The sequence below is a fragment of the Telluria sp. Soil_C_11 genome, assembly GCF_057657395.1.
In genome coordinates, this window is sequence record NZ_JBDGIN010000012.1 from 1 (window position 1) to 23381 (window position 23381).

General features: G+C 62.4%; 22 protein-coding genes and 1 tRNA gene. 11 read left to right on the forward strand and 12 right to left on the reverse strand.

Annotation, left to right across the window (positions count from 1 at the left end; translation table 11 throughout):
• The 4 genes from AC3A6M_RS18160 to AC3A6M_RS18175 all read left to right on the forward strand — a co-directional run.
• Window positions 1–1653: DUF2345 domain-containing protein (locus AC3A6M_RS18160; protein WP_487854123.1), on the forward strand; the 1653-nt coding region annotated here is incomplete at its 5' end.
• A 1-nt stretch (window position 1654) separates the two neighbouring features.
• Window positions 1655–3532, forward strand: coding sequence for an esterase/lipase family protein (locus AC3A6M_RS18165; RefSeq protein WP_487854124.1), 1878 nt, complete (start codon window positions 1655–1657; stop codon window positions 3530–3532).
• 93 nt (window positions 3533–3625) lie between these two features.
• Complete coding sequence (locus AC3A6M_RS18170; protein ID WP_487854125.1) at window positions 3626–4714, forward strand: T6SS immunity protein Tli4 family protein; 1089 nt, start codon at window positions 3626–3628, stop codon at window positions 4712–4714.
• 50 nt (window positions 4715–4764) lie between these two features.
• Window positions 4765–5043, forward strand: a complete 279-nt coding sequence (locus AC3A6M_RS18175; protein WP_487854126.1) for a PAAR domain-containing protein — start codon at window positions 4765–4767, stop codon at window positions 5041–5043.
• A 43-nt stretch (window positions 5044–5086) separates the two neighbouring features.
• Here AC3A6M_RS18175 and AC3A6M_RS18180 read toward each other — a convergent pair whose 3' ends face one another.
• From AC3A6M_RS18180 to cysS, 8 genes are all read right to left on the reverse strand, one after another.
• Window positions 5087–5287 (reverse strand): helix-turn-helix transcriptional regulator, encoded by a 201-nt coding sequence (locus AC3A6M_RS18180; RefSeq protein WP_487854127.1) that lies wholly within the window; start codon window positions 5285–5287, stop codon window positions 5087–5089.
• Between the two features lie 232 nt (window positions 5288–5519).
• Window positions 5520–6275 carry a tyrosine-type recombinase/integrase gene (locus AC3A6M_RS18185; protein ID WP_487854128.1) on the reverse strand — a complete coding sequence of 252 codons (756 nt, stop codon included), beginning with the start codon at window positions 6273–6275 and terminating at the stop codon, window positions 5520–5522.
• A 15-nt stretch (window positions 6276–6290) separates the two neighbouring features.
• Window positions 6291–6384 (reverse strand) — tRNA-Ser (locus tag AC3A6M_RS18190).
• A gap of 100 nt (window positions 6385–6484) precedes the next feature.
• Window positions 6485–7732 carry an aspartate kinase gene (locus AC3A6M_RS18195; RefSeq protein WP_487854129.1) on the reverse strand — a complete coding sequence of 416 codons (1248 nt, stop codon included), beginning with the start codon at window positions 7730–7732 and terminating at the stop codon, window positions 6485–6487.
• Window positions 7733–7883: 151 nt separating this feature from the next.
• Window positions 7884–9311 carry a tRNA lysidine(34) synthetase TilS gene (tilS, locus tag AC3A6M_RS18200; RefSeq protein ID WP_487854130.1) on the reverse strand — a complete coding sequence of 476 codons (1428 nt, stop codon included), beginning with the start codon at window positions 9309–9311 and terminating at the stop codon, window positions 7884–7886.
• Window positions 9308–10285, reverse strand: a complete 978-nt coding sequence (locus AC3A6M_RS18205; protein WP_487854131.1) for an acetyl-CoA carboxylase carboxyltransferase subunit alpha — start codon at window positions 10283–10285, stop codon at window positions 9308–9310. Before AC3A6M_RS18205 ends, tilS begins: the two co-directional genes overlap by 4 nt.
• A gap of 61 nt (window positions 10286–10346) precedes the next feature.
• Window positions 10347–11003 (reverse strand): DNA-3-methyladenine glycosylase family protein, encoded by a 657-nt coding sequence (locus AC3A6M_RS18210; protein WP_487854132.1) that lies wholly within the window; start codon window positions 11001–11003, stop codon window positions 10347–10349.
• A 16-nt stretch (window positions 11004–11019) separates the two neighbouring features.
• Window positions 11020–12417, reverse strand: coding sequence for a cysteine--tRNA ligase (gene cysS / locus AC3A6M_RS18215; protein WP_487854133.1), 1398 nt, complete (start codon window positions 12415–12417; stop codon window positions 11020–11022).
• A gap of 351 nt (window positions 12418–12768) precedes the next feature.
• Between cysS and AC3A6M_RS18220 the strand changes: the two genes are divergently transcribed.
• The 7 genes from AC3A6M_RS18220 to AC3A6M_RS18250 all read left to right on the forward strand — a co-directional run bounded on the left by AC3A6M_RS18220 (window position 12769) and on the right by AC3A6M_RS18250 (window position 17924).
• Window positions 12769–13362: a peptidylprolyl isomerase gene (locus tag AC3A6M_RS18220; RefSeq protein WP_487854134.1), complete on the forward strand. Its 594-nt coding sequence runs from the start codon at window positions 12769–12771 to the stop codon at window positions 13360–13362.
• Between the two features lie 48 nt (window positions 13363–13410).
• Complete coding sequence (locus AC3A6M_RS18225; protein ID WP_487854135.1) at window positions 13411–13902, forward strand: peptidylprolyl isomerase; 492 nt, start codon at window positions 13411–13413, stop codon at window positions 13900–13902.
• A gap of 38 nt (window positions 13903–13940) precedes the next feature.
• Complete coding sequence (locus AC3A6M_RS18230) at window positions 13941–14705, forward strand: UDP-2,3-diacylglucosamine diphosphatase (RefSeq protein WP_487854136.1); 765 nt, start codon at window positions 13941–13943, stop codon at window positions 14703–14705.
• Window positions 14706–14870: 165 nt separating this feature from the next.
• A complete protein-coding gene (locus AC3A6M_RS18235) occupies window positions 14871–15251 on the forward strand; it encodes a GntR family transcriptional regulator (RefSeq protein ID WP_487854137.1) in 381 nt (126 codons plus the stop codon).
• A complete protein-coding gene (locus AC3A6M_RS18240) occupies window positions 15248–16120 on the forward strand; it encodes an ABC transporter ATP-binding protein (protein ID WP_487854138.1) in 873 nt (290 codons plus the stop codon). The genes AC3A6M_RS18235 and AC3A6M_RS18240 overlap by 4 nt, the downstream gene beginning before the upstream one ends.
• Window positions 16117–17106: a hypothetical protein gene (locus tag AC3A6M_RS18245; protein WP_487854139.1), complete on the forward strand. Its 990-nt coding sequence runs from the start codon at window positions 16117–16119 to the stop codon at window positions 17104–17106. The genes AC3A6M_RS18240 and AC3A6M_RS18245 overlap by 4 nt, the downstream gene beginning before the upstream one ends.
• 8 nt (window positions 17107–17114) lie before the next feature.
• Window positions 17115–17924, forward strand: a complete 810-nt coding sequence (locus AC3A6M_RS18250; RefSeq protein ID WP_487854140.1) for a hypothetical protein — start codon at window positions 17115–17117, stop codon at window positions 17922–17924.
• An 84-nt stretch (window positions 17925–18008) separates the two neighbouring features.
• Here the strand turns inward: AC3A6M_RS18250 and AC3A6M_RS18255 are convergent, their stop codons facing one another.
• The 4 genes from AC3A6M_RS18255 to rnr form a co-directional block, all read right to left on the reverse strand.
• Entirely contained in the window at window positions 18009–18689 is a 681-nt protein-coding gene (locus AC3A6M_RS18255) for a YceH family protein (RefSeq protein ID WP_487854141.1), read from the reverse strand.
• A 25-nt stretch (window positions 18690–18714) separates the two neighbouring features.
• Window positions 18715–19452: a serine O-acetyltransferase gene (cysE, locus tag AC3A6M_RS18260; protein ID WP_487854142.1), complete on the reverse strand. Its 738-nt coding sequence runs from the start codon at window positions 19450–19452 to the stop codon at window positions 18715–18717.
• Window positions 19453–19530: 78 nt separating this feature from the next.
• Window positions 19531–20280: a 23S rRNA (guanosine(2251)-2'-O)-methyltransferase RlmB gene (gene rlmB / locus AC3A6M_RS18265; protein WP_487854143.1), complete on the reverse strand. Its 750-nt coding sequence runs from the start codon at window positions 20278–20280 to the stop codon at window positions 19531–19533.
• Between the two features lie 6 nt (window positions 20281–20286).
• A complete protein-coding gene (gene rnr, locus AC3A6M_RS18270) occupies window positions 20287–22932 on the reverse strand; it encodes a ribonuclease R (protein ID WP_487854144.1) in 2646 nt (881 codons plus the stop codon).
• Window positions 22933–23381: the final 449 nt, after the last annotated feature.

Below are 23381 nucleotides of genomic sequence, written 5' to 3' on the forward strand. Positions count from 1 at the left end.
CGGTCCTTCAAGCTCGCTGACCACTTCAGCGCCGAACTGCGCGTACCCAAGCGCGGCGAGCCGGCCCAGCCCAGCATCCGCGACCGCGACTACCTGATCCTCTCCGTCGACCACGAAGCCAGCAACAACTACCAGGCCGGGCCGGGCGCGCCATCGCATTACGAAAACACGTTCCGCTGCGTGCGCAAGGACATCCAGTGGCGCCCGGGTCGCCACTACAACAGCCAGCCCTGCACCTATCACGGTATCCAGACCGCCATCGTGGTCGGCCCAGCCGGCGCCGAGATCCATACCGACGGCTATGGGCGGGTCAAGATCCAGTTCCACTGGGACCGGCTGGGCAAACACGACGAGAACAGCTCGCCCTGGGTGCGCGTGATGTCGCCGGGGGCCGGGGTCGAATTCGGGAACATCCGCCTGCCGCGGGTTGGCGAGGAAGTGGGGGTGGTCTTCGTCAACGGGAATATCGACCATCCGCTGATTCTTGGTGTGCTGTACAACCACACCCACACGCCGCCGTGGCAGTTGCCCGAGCAACAGGCCCTGAGCGGTCTGCGCAGCCGGGAGCTGCAGGCGGGTGAAGCGAGTGGGCGCGGGAATCACCTGGTGCTGGACGATACGCCCGGGAAGATACAGGCGCAACTGAAGAGCGATCATCAGTGCAGCCAGCTGTCGCTGGGGCATATCACCCGTATCGAAGATCACCATGGGCGCCGGGACGAACGAGGCGAAGGCTGGGAAATCGCTACCGATGCCTGGGGCGTCGCCCGGGCCGGAAAAGGCATGCTGATCACCACGGAGGCGCGCCCCAACGCCAGCTCCCACGTTAAGGACATGGGCGAGACCATTCAACGTCTCGCCTCCGCCCAGCAAAAACAAAAGGACCATGCGGAAGTAGCGGAGAAAAATCGAGCGCAGGAAAGCGGCCAGCAATCACGCGTAGCAGTGTCGATCAAGGCGCAAAACGACGCGGCTCGGGGCAATGGCGCCAGTTCCGCAAAACGCAGCTTCCCGGAACTCTCCGAGTCCCATTTGATACTGGCGAGCGCTGCTGGAATTGCTACTACCACGGCTCAATCTACGCACATCGCTAGCGAAGGGGACACCGCGATCACAACCGGGAAAAGCGTCGCGATTGCAGCCAATGACGGTTTCTTCGCGAGTGTCGTCACTACGCTCCGCCTGTTCGTTCAAAGAGCTGGCATGAAGCTGATTGCTGCGGCAGGCGATATCGACGTGCAGGCCCTCTCCGACAGTATCAATTTGCTCGCCAAATTGAACATTACACAAACGGGAAACCGAATTGTTATCAATGCCAAGGAAGACATCGTCATCAACGGCGGTGGCAGCTACGTCAAATTCAGTAAGGCCGGAATTGAACACGGTACAACCGGCACATTCGTGGCCCACGCCGCCTCCCATAGCTTCACCGATCCAAAGAGCCTCGCACTAGCCTCAAACGAAATGGAAAAGGGTCACTTCGATCAGACCCCGATCTTGCGCGATTTCGATGGGCCGTTAGCAAATCGCAAGTTCGAACTGATGCGCGAAGATGGAACGATCATCAGGGGCGTCACCGATGCCGAGGGTCGTATGCCGATACAAAAAGGCATAGATATGGCGACTGCCAAATTAAGAATATTGGGCGAATAAAATGGCCGAAGATACTCTTAACGTTAAAACGATGGCACAAAGCGTGGGCGGCGCCATGGAAGGGGAATTCCATCTCACGCCAGTGGATAGCGAACAGCGGGAAACGGTTTTCATAGCGCCGCCTAACAGGGTCATCCCCGTCATATTCTTGCCAGGTGTCATGGGCAGCAATCTGCGCATGAGTAGGGCAAGAAAAGGAGACCTCAAGAGTAAAGACGATATCGCTTGGCGACCAGATAATTTAGGCGCCTCTACGTTACTTACCAACGTGCGAACAAGCGCCTATTTAAGCCCTCGGGAACGTCAGATGAAGCTCGATCCTGACGAAACTGAAGTGGACTATTATCGCTATACCGAAGACCAGGGCAGGTTTGACCCAAGCGGGACGCTCAGTCGGCAATCTGATACTCGACACAGCAATGTACCGGACGCGCTTCGAGATGTTGGTTTGCTGACGAGCGACCATGCCACCATAGGACTGGATCAATCAAAAAAACACCCGAATGCGGCGACAGCAGCACAAAAAGCCCGTTGGCGCGGCTGGAGTGAACTTTCGTTTGGTGACTACGGCGGAGCATTATCCACTCTTGAGGGCAGGCTGAATCGTATTATTGACTTATGGTACGCTCAGTATAAAGATAAGGCAGGCCATAACCCGCTGGATATGTTCTGGATCTCAAATGAGAATCCTAACGGCCAGCTCCTATCCGTGACAGGTGCTTCACCGAAGCGATGGGGAGCGCCGAATGCGGCTGTGCTGGAAGAGAAAGAAGTTTTGCGTGTGGCCAATTGTCTATATCCGGTCCATGCAATGGGGTATAACTGGCTCCAAAGCAATGCTGTGTCCGCCAAGAAGACCGCCGCCCGTATCAGGGATCTCATCAAGACATATCAAGCACATGGCCACAAGTGCGACAAAGTGATTCTGGTTACCCATTCAATGGGCGGCATTCTGGCGCGCGCTCTAATTCATCCTGAAATGGGCGGCTTGAATGATTGCGTTCTAGGCATCTATCACAGCGTACAACCGGTTTATGGTTCTGCAGCAGCATACAAACGCGTTCGTAGCGGAGTAGACGGCCATTCTCCTGCTGCGGCCGTCATAGGAAATACGGGGCAGGACGTCACTGCGGTATTTGCTAATGCCCCCGGCCCTCTTGAACTTCTACCAACGCCAGAGTATGGCCATAACTGGTTGAAGGTCCGAGACCGCGATGGGAAAACCCTGGCGCAGTGGCCAGTAACACCAGGCGTATCGGCAGTCCCCTCCAACGCAACCAAAGCGGTGGGTATGAGTGGAGCACCAATGGACGATATTTATACCCAGAGGCCTGAAAACTGGTGGCGCTTGATTAATCCTGAGTGGATAAACCCGGCAGGGAAAACATTCGACGATTCATCAGCTAATAAGTTAGTTAATGACAGAATCCGCGATGCCCAGGCATTTCACGCCAAAATAAAAAACACGTTTCACGCCCATACGTACGCCAGTTACGCAGCCGATGTAAAAAATCCGACACATGGCAGCGTGATTTACAAAATCGAGCCTTTATCCCATGAGGATATGAACATCAACACAGCAATTGCAGCTGCAAAAGAGTCGCCACTGCTTTGGAAACTGGTAAGCGAGGACGGGACAGGCGATCTGATCGTTTCATTGAAAGACCAGCGCAAGTTCAAATTAAAACTCCTGCCGCCGCAGGACGCGGGAGATGGTACTGTCCCTTCCGATTCCTCGGCAGCGAATGTGAAAGCGACTGTGCACTTCGTCCAGGCAGGGTATGACCATCAGGGGAGTTACAAGGCGGACGCGGTAAGTGTCTCCATGCTATATGCAATGATAAAGATTGCCAATACCGCCGCAGGCTGGAAGACCTGATGCGAACATGGCGTACTTTATCGTCTAGACCTGGCTCAGCAATCCAAAAGGGCCGAGAAATCGCGGCCTAATTAGCTTTCTACCCTATCAAAAATGACTAGTCTCGATTCAAAATCAGGCTTAAAAAAGCGGCTGACCTTCACGACCTTGGTCGGCGTCATTGCCGCTTCAGCACTTTATCTCCTTCTTCATCATCAGGCTTATTCTTACGAGGACACGGGCGTGCCAACTCAAACCGAAATGTCTCCACGATTGAAAAAGTTATTTGCAAGAACAAAAGCTGTCTGCTTCGGCCGGTATGTGCTCGACGTGCCTGAAGAAGCGCAGCTAATCTTGGGTTATCAAGAAATGCCAGCGAAAATCATTACGCATGAAAATGCGGCTGGGAAAGAGAAGGATCTAGTAGACGCATTTCGTAAAGAGAAACTTATCAAGCGACCTGCTGCGGAATTCACCTCCGTCGTAGCCGGTCCAGTTCCAAACAGCTTGGTACAGCGTTATTTCGCAAGTCCTTATTTGAAGTCGGTCGGCGGTGAGGGCATCATAAGTTTCGTCCCCGCAGGTAATCATGTTTTCGAATTCGGCTGGGGATCTGGAGATGAAGAGAGTGCCGATCAAATCATAAGCAAATCGGCTGACATTGCGCGCAACCTGCGCGCCCGTGATAATGCAGAAGTACCGAAAGGGCCGGGCGTTTGCATTGACCTAGGCTTCATTGCAGAAACCACCGGACAATTCCAAGAGATATTCTCGGCTGGAGTACATTTTCCAAGCTTGCCTGATGTTATTTTCTCGGTGATGTCAAATAAAAATGCCCGGACCGACGGTCCTAACGGTGTGGGCATCATCGCCCGTCACGAGGCTGCCATGCGGGATCAAGGCATTGTTTTCCCGACGGATTCCGAACTGGCACGTTTGCGCATTGGCAAGCATATCGTTAATGGCTGGAATGGTGAAGAAGTCTTATTGCGGCATAATGGAAAAGATGGCGCAATAATCCACGAGTTCATGTGGGAGGCTATCGGAAAGACCGGCGATTTGCGTCATCCTGCAAGTGTCGATATCAATCTCGATACCGGTGTAGCGGCAAACACAAAGTACGCAACAAAAGGTTCACTAACCGATGACGAAGTCGTGGCTCTCTGGGACAGACTTCTTAGCGGCCTGCGCTTCCGTAATTGAGCTTGGCGCGTGGTCGCAATGATGAAACCGATGCGGGGAGAGTACGAAACATGTCAAGGAAAATCATCGTCGTGGGCGATTCTACCGATCACGGCGGCAAGGTGATCAGCGGCTCGCCATTGCACGATGTAGATGGGAAGCCCATCGCGCGGCTTGGCGACCAGGTGGAGTGTCCGCAGCACTACCCGGGCGGCAAACCACACGGGGTCAACAAGATCGTCACTGCCCACCCCACCCTGTCCGTGGGTGGCATTGCGGTAGCCGTGGAAGACTGTGTCACTGAATGCGGGTGCAAGTTGATTGGCGCGCACCGAGCCAGCGCGGGCTGAGTGCCCTACACCGGTTCCGGCATACTGCGAAACGCCTTTTGCATTATGTTCCCCTTGGCCTGGACATCAACCAACCATTTATTTCGCTCCAAAACCAGCCCGAAGACCGAGTAGACAGCTTTACCTGCGCCAGGAACGTGCCCTTCTTGATCAGCAAATAGATGCTCGAACGGGACAATTCGGTCATGGTGATCACTTCTCGTATCTTGACAATCCTGTCGCTTGTGCTTGCGTTGGTGTCCATCCTTGCTCCTGTTGAGATCGTGCTGCAGCAAAGATATCCTAATGAATGCTAAATGCAACCGATAGGCGATATACGGCCGCCCCTACGGCCATTTTTCACATGTCGACCATGCAGGCAGCCTTGTCGCGGCCAAGTCCCCTACGCGGCCTTCAAGGCCTCCATCGCCACCTCGTCGATATAGTCCGCCCAACGCTGCATCATGACCCGCCGCTCCTCTAGGTACTTGGCGCGGTCATAGGCACTCTCCAGCTTGTCCTTCTGCGCATGCGCCAGCTGGCGGTCGACCACCTCGTGCCGGTACCCCAGGACCTCCTTTAGGGTGCTCATCGCCAGCGCCCTGAACCCGTGACCGGTCATGTCGCCCTTGTACCCCATGCGCTCGATCGCCTTCAGCAGCGTTATTACTCATGGGCCGCTGCGGGTCGCGCAGGTTCGGGAACAGCCAGGTGCCACCTCCAGTGTGCCGGTACAGGTCACGCAGCAACGCCAGCGCCTGCCGCCACAAACAAACATGGTGATCATTCTTGTCCGGGTTGATGCGGCGCTTGCCGCGCTTCATGCGCCTCCAGGGAATGATCCATTCGCCCTTTTCCAGGTCGATCTCGGACCAGGGCGTCTCGATCAGCTCGCTGGTCCGGACGAACACCAGCAGCATCAAGCGCATCGCGATCCGCGTCGGCACACCCATGCAGGCCTCGTTCGCATACAGCGCCCGCAGGAACCCAGGCAGGCCGTCGGCACCGATCGCCGCGAAGTGCCCTTTCTCGCGCGGCGCCAGCACCTCGCGCAGGAACTCGGCCGGGTTGCGGTCCTCCAGCCCGCAGCGGACCGCATACTTGAACACGCGCGAGCAATTGGCAGTCAGCCGGTTCGCGATTTCGAGCGCGCCGCGGCGTCTCAGCGCTACGAGGACATCGCTGGACAGTATAGACAACAAAAAACCCGCTGCCTCTACGAGAACAGCGGGTTTCTTGATGTCCCTGAACACTCAGGGACAGTATTCTGGCGGAGGCGGTGGGATTCGAACCCACGATACAGGTTTAAGCCCGTATGCTTCCTTAGCAGGGAAGTGCCTTCGGCCACTCGGCCACGCCTCCAGTCAGCTCTTAACAGTGTTGCTCGTTGTCGCTGAGTGCACGCATATTAATGGCCACACTTCATTTGGTCAAGGAAGCACGGCCAAAATTTTTGAAAAAGTTAAGCTTTCTCCAGGTCAAACGCTTTATGCAGTGCGCGTACGGCCAGCTCCATGTATTTTTCGTCGATCAGGACCGAAATCTTGATCTCGGAGGTCGAGATCATCATGATGTTGATGCCCTCTTCCGCCAGGGTGCGGAACATCTGCGAGGCCACGCCGACGTGGCTGCGCATGCCGACGCCGACCGCCGACACCTTCGACACCTTGGCGTCGCCCAGCAGGCGGGTGAAGCCCAGGCTTTCCTTGTTCTCTTCCAGCACGGTCATCGCGCGCTGGTAGTCGTTGCGCGACACCGTGAACGTGAAGTCGGTTTTGCCGTCGACCGACACGTTCTGTATGATCATGTCGACTTCGATGTTGGCGTCCGAGATCGGGCCGAGGATGTGGAACGCGACGCCCGGCTTGTCGGGCACGCCCAGGACGGTGATTTTGGCTTCATCGCGGTGGAAGGCGATGCCGGAGATGACGGCTTGTTCCATATTGCTTTCTTCCTCAAACGAAATCAGGGTGCCCGAGTTGGCTTCTTCTTCGAGCGGCATCAGGGGGTCGGTCAGCGACGACAGCACGCGCGTCGGGACGCGGTAGTTGCCGGCGAATTCCACGGAGCGGGTCTGCAGGACCTTCGAGCCCAGCGAGGCCAGCTCCAGCATTTCTTCAAAAGTAATCTTTGATAGGCGCCGCGCCTCGTCCACCACGCGCGGGTCGGTCGTGTAGACGCCGTCGACGTCGGTGTAGATCAGGCATTCGTCGGCCTTCATCGCCGCCGCGATCGCCACCGCCGAGGTGTCCGAGCCGCCGCGGCCCAGGGTCGAGATATTGCCTTCCTCGTCCACGCCCTGGAAGCCCGTGATGATCACGATCTTACCCGCGTCGAGGTCGGCGCGCACGCGCGTGTCGTCGATCGACTGGATGCGCGCCTTGGTGAAGGCGGAGTCGGTGCGGATGCCCACTTGCCAGCCGGTGTAGGACACGGCGTCCTTGCCGCGCGCCAGCAGCGCCATAGCCAGCAGGCCGACGGAAACCTGCTCACCGGTCGAGGCGATCATGTCCAGTTCGCGCGGGTCCGGCTGCGCCATGATTTCCTTGGCCAGGCCAATCAGGCGGTTGGTTTCGCCGGACATTGCCGACGGAACGACGACGATCTTGTGGCCGGCATCGTGCCATTTGGCGACGCGGGCCGCGACATTCTTGATGCGGTCCGTCGATCCCATCGACGTGCCGCCGTATTTGTGGACTATTAAAGCCATGGCAGTGGGGGTTTCCGCTTGTAAAAAATAGAAGGGGTCTTAAACTCTACATGCTGCGGTGCAAAATCACAAGCCGTTGGCTGGCGAAAGCTATACCAAATCGGAATATGGTAATGCAGAAAGGGCATATTATCGCCTTTTCTGCGCGTCTTTACACGGCTTGCCAGCGCAGGGCAATGCGCCCTTCCCCTTCGGACAGCCGGCGGCAGTCCATCCCCAGGCCGGCGGCGAACAGCAGCTCGAAGCCGCTGCTGACGATCGGCAGGCGCGGACGCTCCCAGACCGGCACGTTCGCCGCCTGGAACAATTGCTTGAGGCCGCGGGTCGGGCGGTTCGGCGCCAGTTTCAGGCGCTCGCCGCCCTTGCGGAAGTCGATCTCCAGTTCCCTGGCCGTCAGCCATGCCGCGTCGAGCCCGTAGCGCGCGGCATCGAAATGCAGCACGCCGCCATAGTCCGGGAAGGCCATGCTGGCTTCTCCGTTCCAGCGGAAAGACTGGGCATGCTTGACGATGATGCCTTCGTCGTCCGGATCGCGCAGGCCGGCGAGCTCCGGCTGCTTCGGCACCAGGTACAGGCGGTCGCGATGGCGCCGCACGTCCACTTCGGGGTGCGAGACCAGCGGCTGCGCATCCTCGCGCGCCGACATCAGTTGCGCCACCATCTGTTCCAGCCAGGCGGTGGACGGCATGCCGAGCCCGCGGCGCGAGAACCAGTGGCGCAGCAGGTTGTTGATCCGGTCCGCGCTCAGCTTGCGCAGCGTGGTGAGGTCGATCGCCTCATCGACCAGGCAGGCGGCCAGGTCCTGCTCCGCCAGCTCGTCCAGCAGGCGCTGGGCCGATTGCGCGTGCGCGCTGCTGCGCGCGATGCGGCGCTGGAAGCCGGGGAAGCCCTGGGCCAGCACCGGCATCACCTGGTGGCGCAAGGCGTTGCGGGCATAGCGCGGGTCGGTGTTCGATTCGTCCTCGACCCAGCCGATCCGGCGCTCCTCCGCCCAGGCTTCGAGCTCGGCGCGCGCGACGTCGAGCAGCGGACGCGCCATCACGAGTTTGTCGTCGCCGAGCAAGGTTCGCGCGCGGTTGGACGCATCCATGCCCGACAGGCCGGCCGGGCCGGAGCCGCGCAGCAGCTGCAGCAGCACGGTCTCGGCCTGGTCGTCGAGGTGGTGGGCGGTCAGCAGCAGGCCGACGCCGTGCGCGCGGCACATCTCGCCGAGGGCCGCGTAGCGCTGCTTGCGGGCCGCGGCTTCGACGCCGCTCCTGCCCTTCTCGACCGTGACTTCGCGCTGGTCGAACACGACGCCCAGTGCAGCGGCCGCGGCGGCGCAATGCGCGCGCCAGGCATCAGCGTTCGCGCTCAGGCCATGGTGGACGTGGAAGGCGAACAGCGGCAGGCCGGCGGCACTGGCGGCTTGATGCGCCAGGTGCAGCAGCACCATGGAATCGAGGCCGCCGCTGAGGGCGACCGCGATGCTGGACGGGGAGTAGGCTGAACGCAGGGCACTGAAGGCCTGCGTGAAGGATGCCGCCGCGGAGGCGGCCGGACCGGAGGAAGTGTCCGGTCCGTTCTTACCAGGGTTCACTCTTCGCGCGGGGTCATTTCCTTGAATTTGCCGTAGGCCATCAGCTTGGCGTGACGGGCCTCGAGCAGATCCTTGGTCTTCATGCCCTGGAACTGGCGCAGGGTGTCGGCCAGCGCGCGCTTCAGGCCCTGGGCCATGGCGGCCGGGTCGCGGTGGGCGCCGCCCAGCGGTTCGCTGACGATCTTGTCGATCAGGCCGATGGCCTTCAGGCGGTGCGCGGTCAGGCCCAGTGCGTCGGCGGCTTCGGCTGCGCGCTCCGAGGTCTTCCACAGGATCGATGCGCAGCCTTCCGGCGAGATCACCGAGTAGGTCGCGTACTGCAGCATCAGCACGGCGTCGCCGACGGCGATCGCCAGCGCGCCGCCCGAGCCGCCTTCACCGATGATGGTGGCGATCAGCGGCACTTTCAGCTCGGCCATGACGTACAGGTTATGGCCGATCGCTTCCGACTGGCCGCGCTCTTCGGCGTCGATGCCCGGGAAGGCGCCCGGCGTATCGACGAAGGTGAAGATCGGCAGGTTGAACTTCTCGGCCAGCTTCATCAGGCGCATCGCCTTGCGATAGCCTTCGGGCTTGGGCATGCCGAAGTTGCGCATCGCGCGTTCCTTGGTGTCGCGGCCTTTCTGGTGGCCGATCACCATGCAGGACTGGCCGTTGAAACGCGCCAGGCCGCCAATGATCGACTGGTCGTCCGCGAAGGTGCGGTCGCCGTGCAGCTCGTGGAAGTCGGTGAAGATCGCGTTCACGTAGTCCATCGTGTACGGACGCTGCGGGTGGCGCGCGATCTGGGAGACCTGCCATGGCGTCAGCTTGGCATAGATGTCTTTCGTCAGTTGCTGGCTCTTCTTGGCCAGGCGGTCGATCTCTTCCGAGATGTCGACCGCGGAATCGTCCTGCACGAAACGCAGCTCTTCAATTTTGGAATCGAGCTCGGCGATCGGCTGTTCAAAACTGAGGAAAGTTGTTTTACTCATCGTAACTCCGGTTATTCTTGTGGCCCCGCAATGGTGGCGCTTGCGGCAGCAAAGGCGTATTCTAACCCGGAATGGGGTCCAGACTACGCCATAAATACCATGTGGCAACCGTTCGCCAGGGTTCCCAGTTCGCCGCCACCTCGCGCGCATCGCTGCGCGAGACGGGTTCGCCCGAGAAATAGTTCTGGCTGATGCCCTGGATCAGGCCGGCATCGTCGAGGGGCAAGACGTTCGGCCTGAGCAGATTAAATATCAAAAACATCTCCGCTGTCCAGCGGGTGATGCCGCGGATCCGCACCAGTTCGGCGATCACGGCTTCGTCATCCATTTCCGACCACTGGTCGGCATGCACGCGCTTGGCCTTGAAGTGGTCGGCCAGGTCGAGGATGTATTCGGTCTTGCGCTTGGACAGGCCGCAGGCGGACAGCTGCTCGGGCCCGGCCTTGATCACCTGGGACGGCGTCATCTTGGGGCACAGTTCGCGCAGCTTGCCCCAGGCGCCTTCCGCCGCCTTGACCGTGACCTGCTGGCCGACGATCGAGCGGGCCAGGGTCGTGAACGGATCCGGATGGCCGCGCAGGTGCATCTCGTCGAACTGCGGGATCAGCTTGTTCATGATGCGGTCCCGCCGCATGAGCTCGGCCTTCGCCTCCGCCCAGTACGGGGGAACGTCAGGCAATGCGGGGGCCACGCCCATGTTGTCCTTGGAAAGTGCCATGCCGGATCGATGCGCGTCAGGCGCGGCGCCAGTTGGTCGTGCCGTCGGGCTTGTCTTCGAGCACGATGCCGGCAGCGGTCAGCTCGGCGCGGATGGCGTCGGCCTCGGCGAAGTTGCGCGTCTTCTTGGCGGCGGCGCGGCGGGCGATGGCGTCGTCGATGCCGGCTTCGTCCATGCCGCCCTCGCCCGGCGTGCCCGTGCGCAGGAATTGCTGGGGCGAGCGCTCCAGCAGGCCCAGCACGCCGGCCAGGGCCTTCAGCTGGCGCGCATCCTTGAGCGACTTGGTGCGATTGACTTCGCTGGCCAGGTCGAACAGTTCGGCCACCGCCAGCGGCGTATTGAAATCGTCGTCCATCGCTTCGCGGAAGCGGACCGCATGCGCTTCGCTCCAGTCGACCGCCGGTGTTTCCATGCCCAGGTCGACGTCGGCCAGCGCCGTGTACAGGCGGGTCAGCGCACCCTTGGCATCGTCGATGTGGGCGTCCGAGTAATTCAGCGGGCTGCGGTAGTGGGCGCGCAGGATGAAGAAGCGGATCACTTCGGCATCGTATTTCTTCAGCACGTCGCGGATCGTGAAGAAATTGCCCAGCGATTTGGACATCTTCTCGTTATCGACGCGCACGAAGCCGTTGTGAATCCAGTAGTTCGCCATCGGCGGGCCGAACGCGCCCTCGGATTGGGCGATCTCGTTCTCGTGGTGCGGGAACTGCAGGTCGGCGCCGCCGCCGTGGATGTCGAAATGTTCGCCCAGCAGCGCGCAGGACATGGCCGAGCATTCGATGTGCCAGCCCGGGCGGCCGATGCCCCACTTGGAGTCCCATTTGGCTTCCGCCGGTTCGGATTCCTTGCCGGCCTTCCACAGCACGAAGTCGAGCGGGTCGCGCTTGCCGGTGTTGACGTCGACGCGCTCGCCGGCGCGCAGGTCGTCCAGCGACTTGCCGGACAGCTTGCCGTAGCCCGGGAATTCGCGCACGGCGTAGTTGACGTCGCCGTCGTCTCCCTGGTACGCCAGGCCTTTCGACTCCAGCTTCTCGATAATCGAGAGCATGTGCGGCACGTGCTCGGTGGCGCGCGGCGCGAAATCCGGCGGCAGGATGCCCAGGGCGGCCGTGTCCTCGTCCATCGCCTTGATGAAGCGGGTGGTCAGCTGGGACATGGTTTCGCCGTTCTCGACGGCGCGCCTGATGATCTTGTCGTCGATGTCGGTGATGTTGCGGACATACTTGACCTCGTAGCCCGAAGCCTTGAACCAGCGGTAGATGACGTCGAATGCCATCATCATCCGGGCGTGACCGACGTGGCAGTAATCGTAGACCGTCATCCCGCACACATACATGTTGATCTTGCCGGGTTGGAGGGGAACGAATACCTGCTTGTCACGCGCGAGCGTGTTGTAGATCTTTAATTGGCTCATCGGATGGTGTTCTGGATGGTTGGAGCTTGACGCTCGGACGCACTTGCTGCGGGGCAGCGTGCAAGGGAGTGACCCAGTCGCGACCGTCAGGACTATGGGCGCCTTGAAACCTGCTGCGCGTTGCACTGTCGGCCTCCGATGCTCGCTGTACATCCGTACAGCTCCGCTTCTCGGCCAACATTGCCGCCGCTCGCGACGGTTTCAAGATGCCCATGGTGTTGGTTTGATAAAATCAACAGTCCGTCGCAAAGTATAGCATTGATAAAATCCTGACTGGCCGCATATGCCACAGGTTTATTTTTCTGCAAAGCCCTTGACATCACCTTGCGTATTCACAGAGAGGAAGCCACGATGCACATCATGAAACCGTCCCGCACTCGCCTGCTGGCCCGCGCCGCCGCTGCCGCCGGCGCCATCCTGCTGTCGACCGCGGCCTGGGCCGCCGATCCGCAAGTCTCGCTGAAAACCTCGATGGGCGAGATCGTGCTGGAACTGAACCAGGAAAAAGCGCCGAAGACCGTCGAGAACTTCCTCCAGTACGTCAAATCGGGATTCTACAAGGGCACGGTCTTCCACCGCGTGATCGACGGCTTCATGATCCAGGCCGGCGGCATGGACGCCCAGCTGCACGGCCGCAAGACCCGTCCGCCGATCAAGAACGAATCGGACAACGGCTTGTCGAACGCTGCCTATACCGTCGCGATGGCGCGCGAGGCGGCGCCGGACACGGCCACCTCGCAGTTCTTCATCAACGTGGTCGATAACCCGGGCCTGGACTTCCCGAACATGAACGGTTCGGGCTACACGGTGTTCGGCAAGGTCGTGAAGGGCCAGGAAGTGGTCGACAAGATCAAGGGCGTGCTGGTGGACGACGCGCGCGGCATGGAGAACGTGCCCGTCACGCCTGTCGTGATCAAGTCCGCGACTATCCAGAAAGCCAAGTAAAATACCGAACTCTTAACCGAATTTTCAATAACAGGCACAGGATAAACCATGACCACCGTACTCATGACCACCAACAAGGGCAACATCAAGATCGAACTCGACGACGCAAAAGCGCCGAAGACCGTTGCCAACTTCGTGGAATACGTCAACAAGGGTCACTTCACCAACACGATCTTCCACCGCGTGATCAAGGACTTCATGATCCAGGGCGGCGGTTTCGAGCCGAACATGTCGCAGAAACCGGCCGACAAGACCGTCGAGAACGAAGCCAAGAACGGCCTGAAGAACGACAAGTACACGATCGCGATGGCCCGCACCATGGCACCGCACTCGGCCTCGGCCCAGTTCTTCATCAACACCAAGAACAATGACTTCCTGAACTACCCGGGCCAGGACGGCTGGGGCTATGCCGTGTTCGGCAAGGTCGTCGAAGGCCAGGACGTGGTCGACCAGATCAATACCGTCAAGACCGGCCGCTCGGGCATGCACTCGGACGTGCCGACCGAAGCGGTGATCATCGAGAAAGCCGAGATCGTCTAATTATCAAGAAGTAGCGCGTGGGCAGTCCACAGCAATATATGAACAGTCCCGCGCGCACGCTTGCGCTCTTCATTTCCGACCTGCACCTGCAGGAATCGCATCCGCGCACGCTCGATGCCTTCTTCCGCTTCCTGGCCGAGCGCGCATCCAGGTCCGAGGCGCTGTACCTGCTCGGCGACATCTTCGAATACTGGGCCGGCGACGACGATCTCGCTTCGCCCTTCCACCAGCGCATCATCCAGGCACTGCGCGGGCTGGCCGACCAAGGCGTGGCCGTGTACTGGATGGCCGGCAACCGCGACTTCCTGGTCGGCGAGGATTTCGCCCGCGCCGCCGGGCTGACCATGCTGCCCGATCCCCATGTCGCCACCATCGGCGGACAACGGGTCGCCCTGGCGCACGGCGACGCCCAGTGTACCGACGACACGACATACATGGCCTTTCGCGCCCAGGTGCGCGATCCGGCCTGGCAGCAGCAATTCCTGGCCATGCCGCTGGCGCAGCGCAAGGCCATCATCGCCGGGCTGCGCGAAGGCAGCCGCCAGGCGCATGGCGAGAAGTCCTACGAGATCATGGATGTGACAGCGAGCGCGGTCGCGGCCCTGCACGAGGCCAGCTGCGCGGACGTCATCATCCACGGCCATACCCACCGCCCCGCCCTGCACCACGATCCTGCCAACGGACGCCGCCGTTACGTGCTGCCCGACTGGGAGCTCGACCTCGAACCGGCGCGCGGCGGCTGGATCGCCATCGACGCGGACGGCCGCATCACCCGCCACGGCCTCGACGGCCAGGTCCTGTAAGCCTTCCTCCCTTGAACAGCCTTGTTCAAATTCCATGTTGACACCTTTAGAACAGGTGTTATACTTCACTACAACACCACAGCAATACAGCACCAACGCAACACCCACCAACGAGGAGGCAGGCATGGTTCCACCCATCTGCACCACAACACAGAGGAGCCGGCAATGACAATCGGCTGGAACGACAACGCGCCGATCTATCGGCAATTGAAAGAGAAAGTGATCGGCATGATGCTCGACGGCGCGCTCAAGGCCGGCGATCCGCTGCCCTCGGTGCGCCAGGTGGCCGCCGAATACCAGCTGAATCCGATCACGGTCTCGAAGGCTTACCAGGAACTGGTCGACGACAACTTAGTAGAAAAACGAAGGGGGATCGGTATGTATGTCACTGAAGGCGCCAGCGAAAAACTGCTGGCAAGCGAACGCGAACGCTTCCTGCGCGAGGAATGGCCGGCGATGCTGGAACGGATCCGCCGCCTTGGCCTGGATGTCGACCTGTTGATGCGCGACCAGCCGCTGGGCAGCGCACATGGAGGCCAGGCATGAGCACCGTCGTTTCCGCCAGGGGCCTGTCCAAGCGCTACGGCAAGCGCGTCGCGGTCGACGGCATCGACTTCGACATCCCCGCCGGCCGCATCGTCGGCCTGATCGGCCCGAACGGTTCGGGCAAGACCACCACCCTGAAGGCCGCCCTGGGCCTGATTCCCTTCGACGGCCAGCTGTCGGTGCTGGGCTTCGACCCGCGCACCCAGCGCGACGACCTGATGCAGGATGTCTGCTTCATCGCCGACGTCGCCATCCTGCCGCGCTGGATGCGCGTGAAGGATGCGATCGACTTCGTGCAGGGCGTGCATCCGCGCTTCAACCGCGAAAAGGCCGAGCGCTATATCGCCGCCACCTCCCTCAGGCCGACCATGAAGGTCAAGGAGATGTCCAAGGGCATGATCGTGCAGCTGCACCTGGCGCTGGTGATGGCCATCGACGCCAAGCTGCTGGTGCTGGACGAGCCGACGCTGGGCCTGGACATCATCTACCGCAAGCAGTTCTACCAGAACCTGCTGGAAGACTATTTTGACGAGCACAAGACCATCGTCATCACCACCCACCAGGTCGAGGAAGTCGAGCATATCCTGACCGACCTGATGTTCATCCGCGAAGGCAAGATCGTGCTGGCCGCCTCGATGGAAGAGATCGGTGAACGCTATGTCGAGGTGATGGTCTCGCACGACAAGATCAGCGCCGCCAACGCGCTGTCGCCGATCGACCGCCGCACCGTGTTCGGCAAGGCCGTGATGCTGTTCGACTCGGCCGCGCCGGGCAGCGCCTCGCGCCAGCAGCTCGCCGCCCTCGGCGAAACCCGCAACCCCAGTGTCGCCGACCTGTTCGTGGCGACCATGAAAGGAACCTACGCATGAACGCCATCACCATGAAATGGCTGCTCCGCCGCGAATTCTGGGAGCACAAGGGATCGATGTTCTGGGCCCAGCTGGTGGTGGGGGCGGTATTGGTGCTGTTCGTCGGCGGCTCGCTGGTCTACGGCCTGGCCATGCACGGCGCGCCGGGACACATGACCGTCAACGGCCGCACCGTCAGCCACGGCACCCTCGCCGCCGCGATGCCGCCCTTCATGGCGGCGAAAGTGGCGAATATCGCCAGCGGCATGTACCTGGCCGCCGGCGCGCCGTTGATGCTCCTGATGACCGCGACCCTGTTCTTCTACTGCCTGGGCGCGCTGTACGACGAGCGCCGCGACCGCAGCATCCTGTTCTGGAAATCGCTGCCAGTCTCCGACGGCATGACGGTGCTGTCGAAAGTGCTCACCGCGGCCTGCGTGGCGCCGCTGATCACGATGGCCTTCGCGTTCGCCGTCTCGCTGGCCCTGCTGCTGATCGGCTGCGCCATCATGGCGACCGGCGGCGTGAACATGTTCGGCCTCGTCCTCGCCTCGCCGGACCTGTACCTGCAGCCGCTGCGCCTGGCCGCGCTGCTGCCGGTGTACGCGATCTGGGCCCTGCCGACAATCGGCTGGCTGATGCTGGTGTCGAGCTGGGCGAAGACCAAGCCCTTCCTGTGGGCGGTCGGCGTGCCCTTGATGACGCTGCTGCTGGCGAAGTGGATCAGCATGGCGCTGGGCGGTTTCGAACGCGATGCGCTGGACGTGCAGTGGCTGGGCAACGAGGTGGTCGGCCGCGCCCTCGGCGGCCTGATCCCGGGCATCTGGTTCTCCTTCACCGGGGTCCCGCCCGAGCTGCACCCGACCCACGACGGCGTCGACATGCAGGGCCTGTTCGCGGCCTCCTGGATGACCCTGGCCACCGCCAAGGCCTGGATCGGCGCGCTGGTCGGCGCCGCGATGATCTTCGGCGCGATCCGCCTGCGCCGCTGGCGCGACGAAGGCTGAGGCGCAGCATGCGAGTCCTCGCTCCCTCTTTGGTGCTGGGCATTGCCTTGTGGAGTGGCGCCGCCGGCGCCGCTGCGCAGGACAAGGATCCGGGTACGGTCCACATCAACGCCGTCAAGAACCCGGAGCTGCACAGCTACCGGGCCGTCGCGGCGGGGCTCGACAAGTTCGACCAGATGCATGCGCTGGCGCCGAACGTGCCGCAGCTGCGCTTCCAGGTCCAGGCGCGGCGCGGCAAGCCCCTGGGTCCCGAGCCGCTGGTGGCGCGGATTGCCGCCGACGACTTTTCGATTCCCCTCGCGCTCGACCAGGACCTGCGCTTTTCCGTGCCGCGCAGCCAGGCCGCCTACGACGCCAGGGCCGAGCTGGTCCTGAACCGCAGGAAGCAAGAGGCCCGGTTCGATACCTGGGTGCGCACGCCGGGCCTGGCCGACAACCGGTACCGGATGGGCGACGTCCGGCTGGACTGCCAGGTAAAGATCGCCATCGCCAAGGAAGAGATGCCGTTCTGGGCGAATGCCCTCGTCAACAGCCTCCTGCTCACCACGGACTGGTGTTCGTGGTTCAAGGGCGAGACACCGAAGGGCGACGGCCGGTTCTGGTCGCACCGCGCGGGCGCGAAGCTGAGCGGGGCGACCCTGCGCGATGGCGAGCGCAGCCTGGCGCTGGAGGTCGAGGAAACTTCGTTCAAGCTGCCGATCGGTGATACCGGCTGGGGCGACGATGCCATCGTCGAGCTGGAATACGCGCCCGCCGCCGAGCCGGAGGTGGCTCCGCGGGCGGGCACCATGGACCTGATGGAGCGGCTCACGCCATGAAGGCAGCCATGCATTCACTGCCGTCTGCCGCCGGGACCGGGCGGACGACGCACCGATCGCTGCGCTGTAAAACGCGGGCTGGGCTTATTCGAACTGCTGGCGGAAGGCCGCGAACTGCGCCTTGAGTTCGTCGACTTCCGCGCGCAGGGCCGCCACTTCCTGCTCCAGCTGGGCGGTGCGCCCGCCCGCCGGCGACGCACCGGCGGAAGATGCGGCATCCGCGCGCGCGACGTCGATCTCGCCGCCCAGCAGATGGCCGTAGCGCGGCTCCTTGGTGCCGGGCGCGCGCTCCAGCCGCGCCACCAGCGGCGGGTATTTATCGATCAGGAACTGCAGCGCGCTTTCCGCCTCGGCCACCGACCTGAACTCGTGCAGGCGCCCGCTGCGCGAGCGGATCTCGCCGGCGGTCTGCAGGCCGCGCAGCATCAGCACGGTGAGCACGGCCAGCTTGTCCTGCTCCAGCGACCACTTGATGCGCATCCGGTGCTCGTACTTGATCACGCGCGCGCCGGCCTGCGACATGCTGCCCACCAGCTTGCGCTGCATGAGGCGCTGCAGGGTGTCGTGGACCACGTCCTCGGACAGCTGCATCACCGGATCGCGGCTGGACAGCTGGTTGCAGCCGTTCATGACCGCATTCAGCGACATCGGGTAATTGTCGGGCGTGAGGGCTTCTTTTTCGGCGAGCACGGCCAGCACGCGGACCTCGTTGGGGTCGAGATCGGAGGCGGGATCGAAGCCGGCGGGGATGTCGTTATCGCTCATGTGCTCACTTGATTAATCAAAATGCTCATTCGACCAGGCGATTCAACTGCGCCTGGTCGAGCTTGTCGTTCTCGGCGATGCCCGCGCAGGAGATGCCGGCCGCCTTGATGGTCGAGCACAGACGCTCGATCTGCTCGTCCTGCTGGGCCACATGGTTGATCAGGTTGCGCAGGGCCTTCGACAGCGGATCGTCGCCGTTCGGCGTGACGCCGTAGGCGGCGAACATCTGGGCGCTCCGCGCCTGGTCTTCCTTGCGCACGATGTGGGCCGGGTTGCCGACCGCGGTGGCGCCGGCCGGGACCGGCTTGACCACCACCGCGTTCGAACCGATCTTGGCGTATTCGCCGACCGTGAACGCGCCCAGCACCTGGGCGCCGGCGCCGACGATCACGCCGCGCTCGAGCGTCGGATGGCGCTTGGTGCCGGCCACCAGGGTGGTGCCGCCCAGGGTCACGCCCTGGTAGATGGTGCAGTCGTCGCCGACCACGGCGGTTTCGCCGATCACCACGCCGAAACCGTGGTCGATGAAGACGCGGCGGCCGATGGTCGCGCCGGGGTGGATTTCGATGCCGGTGATGATGCGGGCGAGGTAGGAGATGAAGCGGCCGAGCCACTTCAGGCCGGCCTGCCAGCAGGCGTGCGCCCAGCCGTGCATGACGACCGCGTGCAGGCCCGGGTAACAGGTGAGCACCTCCCAGCCGTTGCGGGCGGCCGGGTCACGTTCGATGATGCTCTTGATATCTTCGCGCAGCTTGGAAAACATAGGGGTAAGGCGTTGGCAGAACAGACAGCATGGTAGCCTATCCGCGCCTTCCCCGCTTGCGATGCCTTTACAACCTGCTTACTGCCGCGGCTCGCGCGCCATGCGCTGGCGGCGCGCCTCGTACAGGCAGACGCCCGAGGCCACGGACACGTTCAGGCTCTCGACCGAACCGAACATCGGAATGCTGACCAGCACGTCGCAGGTCTCCCTGGTCAGGCGCCGCATGCCCTCGCCTTCCGAACCCATCACCAGCGCGGTCGGACCGGTGAAGTCGCCTTCGTACAGGCCCTTGTCGGCATCGTCGGAAGTACCGATCAGCCAGACGCCGCGTTCCTTCAGGTCGCGCATGGTGCGCGCCAGGTTGGTCACGGTGATGTAGGGGACGGTCTCGGCGGCGCCGCTGGCGACCTTGGCGGCGGTGGCGTTCAGGCCGACCGAGCGGTCCTTCGGCGCAATCACGGCGTGCGCGCCGACGCCGTCGGCCACGCGCAGGCAGGCGCCCAGGTTGTGCGGGTCGGTGATGCCGTCCAGGATCAGCAGCAGCGGCGGGCCGTCCACCGCATCCAGCAGCTCATCCAGGTTGCGCGCCAGCGACAGCTGGCTGGCGAAGGCGATCACGCCCTGGTGGCGGCGGGTGCCGACGATCTTGTCGAGGCGCTCGGCATCGACCGGCATGACCCGCACGCCGGCCTGCTTGGCATGGGCGATCAGGTCCTGCATGCGGCGGTCCTGGCGGCCGGCGTCGACGAAGATCTCTTCCACCGATTGGGCCTCGTGGCGCAGCCGCGAGGTCACCGCATGGAAGCCGAAAATCATTTTATTTTTCATTGATGCTTACTTCTTTTTACTGGTTTTGGACGTGGCCCTGGGGGCCTTGGCGGCGCTCTTGCGGGGAGCGCTCTGTTTTGCTGCTGCCTTCCTGGCGGCGGCTTTTCCGCCGGCGGCGCCGTTCGCGGCACCCTTGGCGTTGCCGTTGACATTGCCGTTACCGTTGCCGGTCTTGCGGCGGCGACGGGTCGGCGGCACGAAGACGATGTCGTCCTCGCTCTCGTCGCTGGTGCTGAAGTCGGGCGGAACCGGCGGCTCGCCCTTCATGCCGTGCACCTGCTGCGGCGAAGCCGGCACCGGGACGCCGGCCGCCGGAATGCCGGACGCTTCGGCCCTGGCCTTGCGGCGGCGCGGCGGCTTCGGCTCCATCGCATCGAGGGCGGCGGCACGGGCGCGCTCCAGCGGCGCCGGCACGGCTTGCCGTTCGTCCGGCTGGGCCAGCACCAGGTCGATCTTGCGCGCCTCGAGGTCGACGCGCGCCACCTGCACGGTCACGCGGCCGGTCAGGCCGTAGACCTGGCCGCTGTTCTTGCCGCGCAGCTCGTGGCGCGCTTCGTCGTACTCGAAATAATCCTGTCCCAGGCCGGTCACGTGCACCAGGCCTTCGACGAACAGCTCGTCGAGCTGCACGAAGATGCCGAACGGGGTCACACCCGAGATCACGCCGGTGAATTCCTCGCCGAGGCGGTCCTTCATGTAGTAGCACTTGAGCCAGTTCTCGACGTCGCGCGAGGCTTCGTCGGCGCGGCGCTCGTTGGCCGAGCAATGCACGCCCAGTGCATCCCACACCGTCAGGTCCTTCGGATCCTTCTGCTTGCCGGCCGCCTTGTCCTTGGCCTGCTGCTTGCGGGTCGCATTCGATACCGTGGTGTTCAGCTTCGACAGGTCGATGTTGGTCGGCTCGTACTTCTTGCCCAGCAGGACCGCCTTGATCGCGCGGTGGGTCAGCAGGTCGGGGTAGCGGCGGATCGGGCTGGTGAAGTGGGCATAGTGTTCGTAGGCCAGGCCGAAGTGGCCGACGTTGTCCGGGCTGTAGACCGCCTGCTGCATCGAGCGCAGCAGCATGGTCTGCAGCAGGATCGCGTCCGGGCGCTCCTTGATCTTCTGCATCAGCTCGGCGTAGTCGCGCGCTTCCGGCTTGTTGCCGCCGCCCAGGTTCAGGCCCACCTGCTTCAGGAAGGTGCGCAGCTGGTTGAGCTTCTCTTCGGTCGGCACCGCGTGGATGCGGAAGGTGCTCGGCTGGTCGTGGCGGATCAGGAAGTCGGCCGCGCAGACGTTCGCCGCCAGCATGCATTCTTCGATGAGGCGGTGCGCGTCGTTACGGGTGCGCGGGATGATCTTCTCGATCTTGCCCATCGCGTTGCAGACGATGTAGGTCTCGGTGGTCTCGAAATCGATCGCGCCGCGCGCCTGGCGTTGCTGCAGCAGTGCGCGGAACACCTCGTTCAGGTTCAGCAGGTGCGGCACGATGCCGGGACGGCGGCCCGCTTCCGGTCCGCTCGTATTGCCGAGGATGGCCGCCACTTCGTTGTAGGTCAGGCGCGCCGCCGAGTGCATCACGGCCGGGTAGAACTGGTAGGCCGTGACTTCGCCCTTGCCCGTCACGACCATGTCGCACACCAGGCACAGGCGGTCGACCGCCGGGTTCAGCGAGCACAGGCCGTTCGACAGTTTCTCCGGCAGCATCGGGATCACGCGGCGCGGGAAGTAGACCGAGGTCGAGCGCTCGATCGCGTCGCCATCGAGGCCGTCGCCCGGCTTCACGTAATGGCTGACGTCGGCGATCGCCACCAGCAGGCGGTAGCCTTTGGTGCGGCCGATCTTCACCGGTTCGCAATACACCGCATCGTCGAAGTCGCGCGCGTCCTCGCCGTCGATGGTCACCAGCGGTACGTCGCGCAGGTCGACGCGGTTGGCCAGGTCGGCGTCGCGCACCTCGTTCGGCAGCTTGCTGGCCTGTTTCTGGGCGGCCTGCGAGAACACGTGCGGCACGCCGAACTTGCGCACCGCGATCTCGATCTCCATGCCGGGGTCGTCCAGCTCGCCCAGCACCTCGACCACCTTGCCGATCGGCTGGCGGAAGCGCGACGGCTGCTCGAGCAGTTCGACGCTGACCACCTGACCCGATTTCGCCTTGCCCGGCGAGCCTTCCACCAGGATGTCCTGGGCGATGCGCTTGTCTTCGGGAGCCACGATCCAGACGCCGTTTTCCTGCAGCAGGCGGCCGATGATGTGGGTGTTGGCGCGCTCGGTGACTTCGACGATCGTGCCTTCCGGACGGCCGCGGCGGTCGGTGCCGACCACGCGCGCCAGCACCTTGTCGCCGTGCAGGACCTTCTGCATTTCCTTGTCGGGCAGGAACAGGTCGTCGCCGGGTTCGTCGGGGATCACGAAGCCGAAGCCGTCGCGGTGCGCACTGACGCGGCCGGAGATGAAACTCGAGTGGTCCGTCAATGCATACTGGCCGGCGGGATTCGCGCGGATCTGGCCGTCACGCTCCATCGCATTCAAGCGACGCGTGAGGACGCCCTCCGCTTCCGGGTCGACTTGCAGGGCGCGTGCCAGGGCACCGCTGTCGAGCGGCCCCTTGGCATCGCGGAAAACGCCGAGAATCTCCTCGCGGCTTGGAATGGTATAGGTTGGGTGCTTCAAATCGTGTTCTATTCTTGTTGAGCCTGTGGCGCGCCGCTACTCCGTGCTCTCGCACGTTTGCGGGCAACGCAATGTTGGTTGGATTGACACCTTGACAGGCGTAGTGTAACGGAGGACCGGCGTATTCGCCTAACGCCGTCCGTGCAAGCGTGCTGCCGCCCTCCGTCACGAGGGCGTCTCAGGGCCTTTGACATTTGCCAATCATCCGCTATACTTTCGGTCTCTTCGCAAACGGCCCAGCCGAATGCGGAGTTGCTGCGAAGGTGCAGCCGGCGTTTTGAACGACTTGAAAGTTGGTCTGGCGCAAATCGGCAAAGCCTGATATCGTAGCGGAATTCGACGGCAACGTCGAGCGATGATTGCAAAACCCGGCCCACGTGGCGGAATTGGTAGACGCGCATGGTTCAGGTCCATGTGCCGCGAGGTGTGGGGGTTCGAGTCCCTCCGTG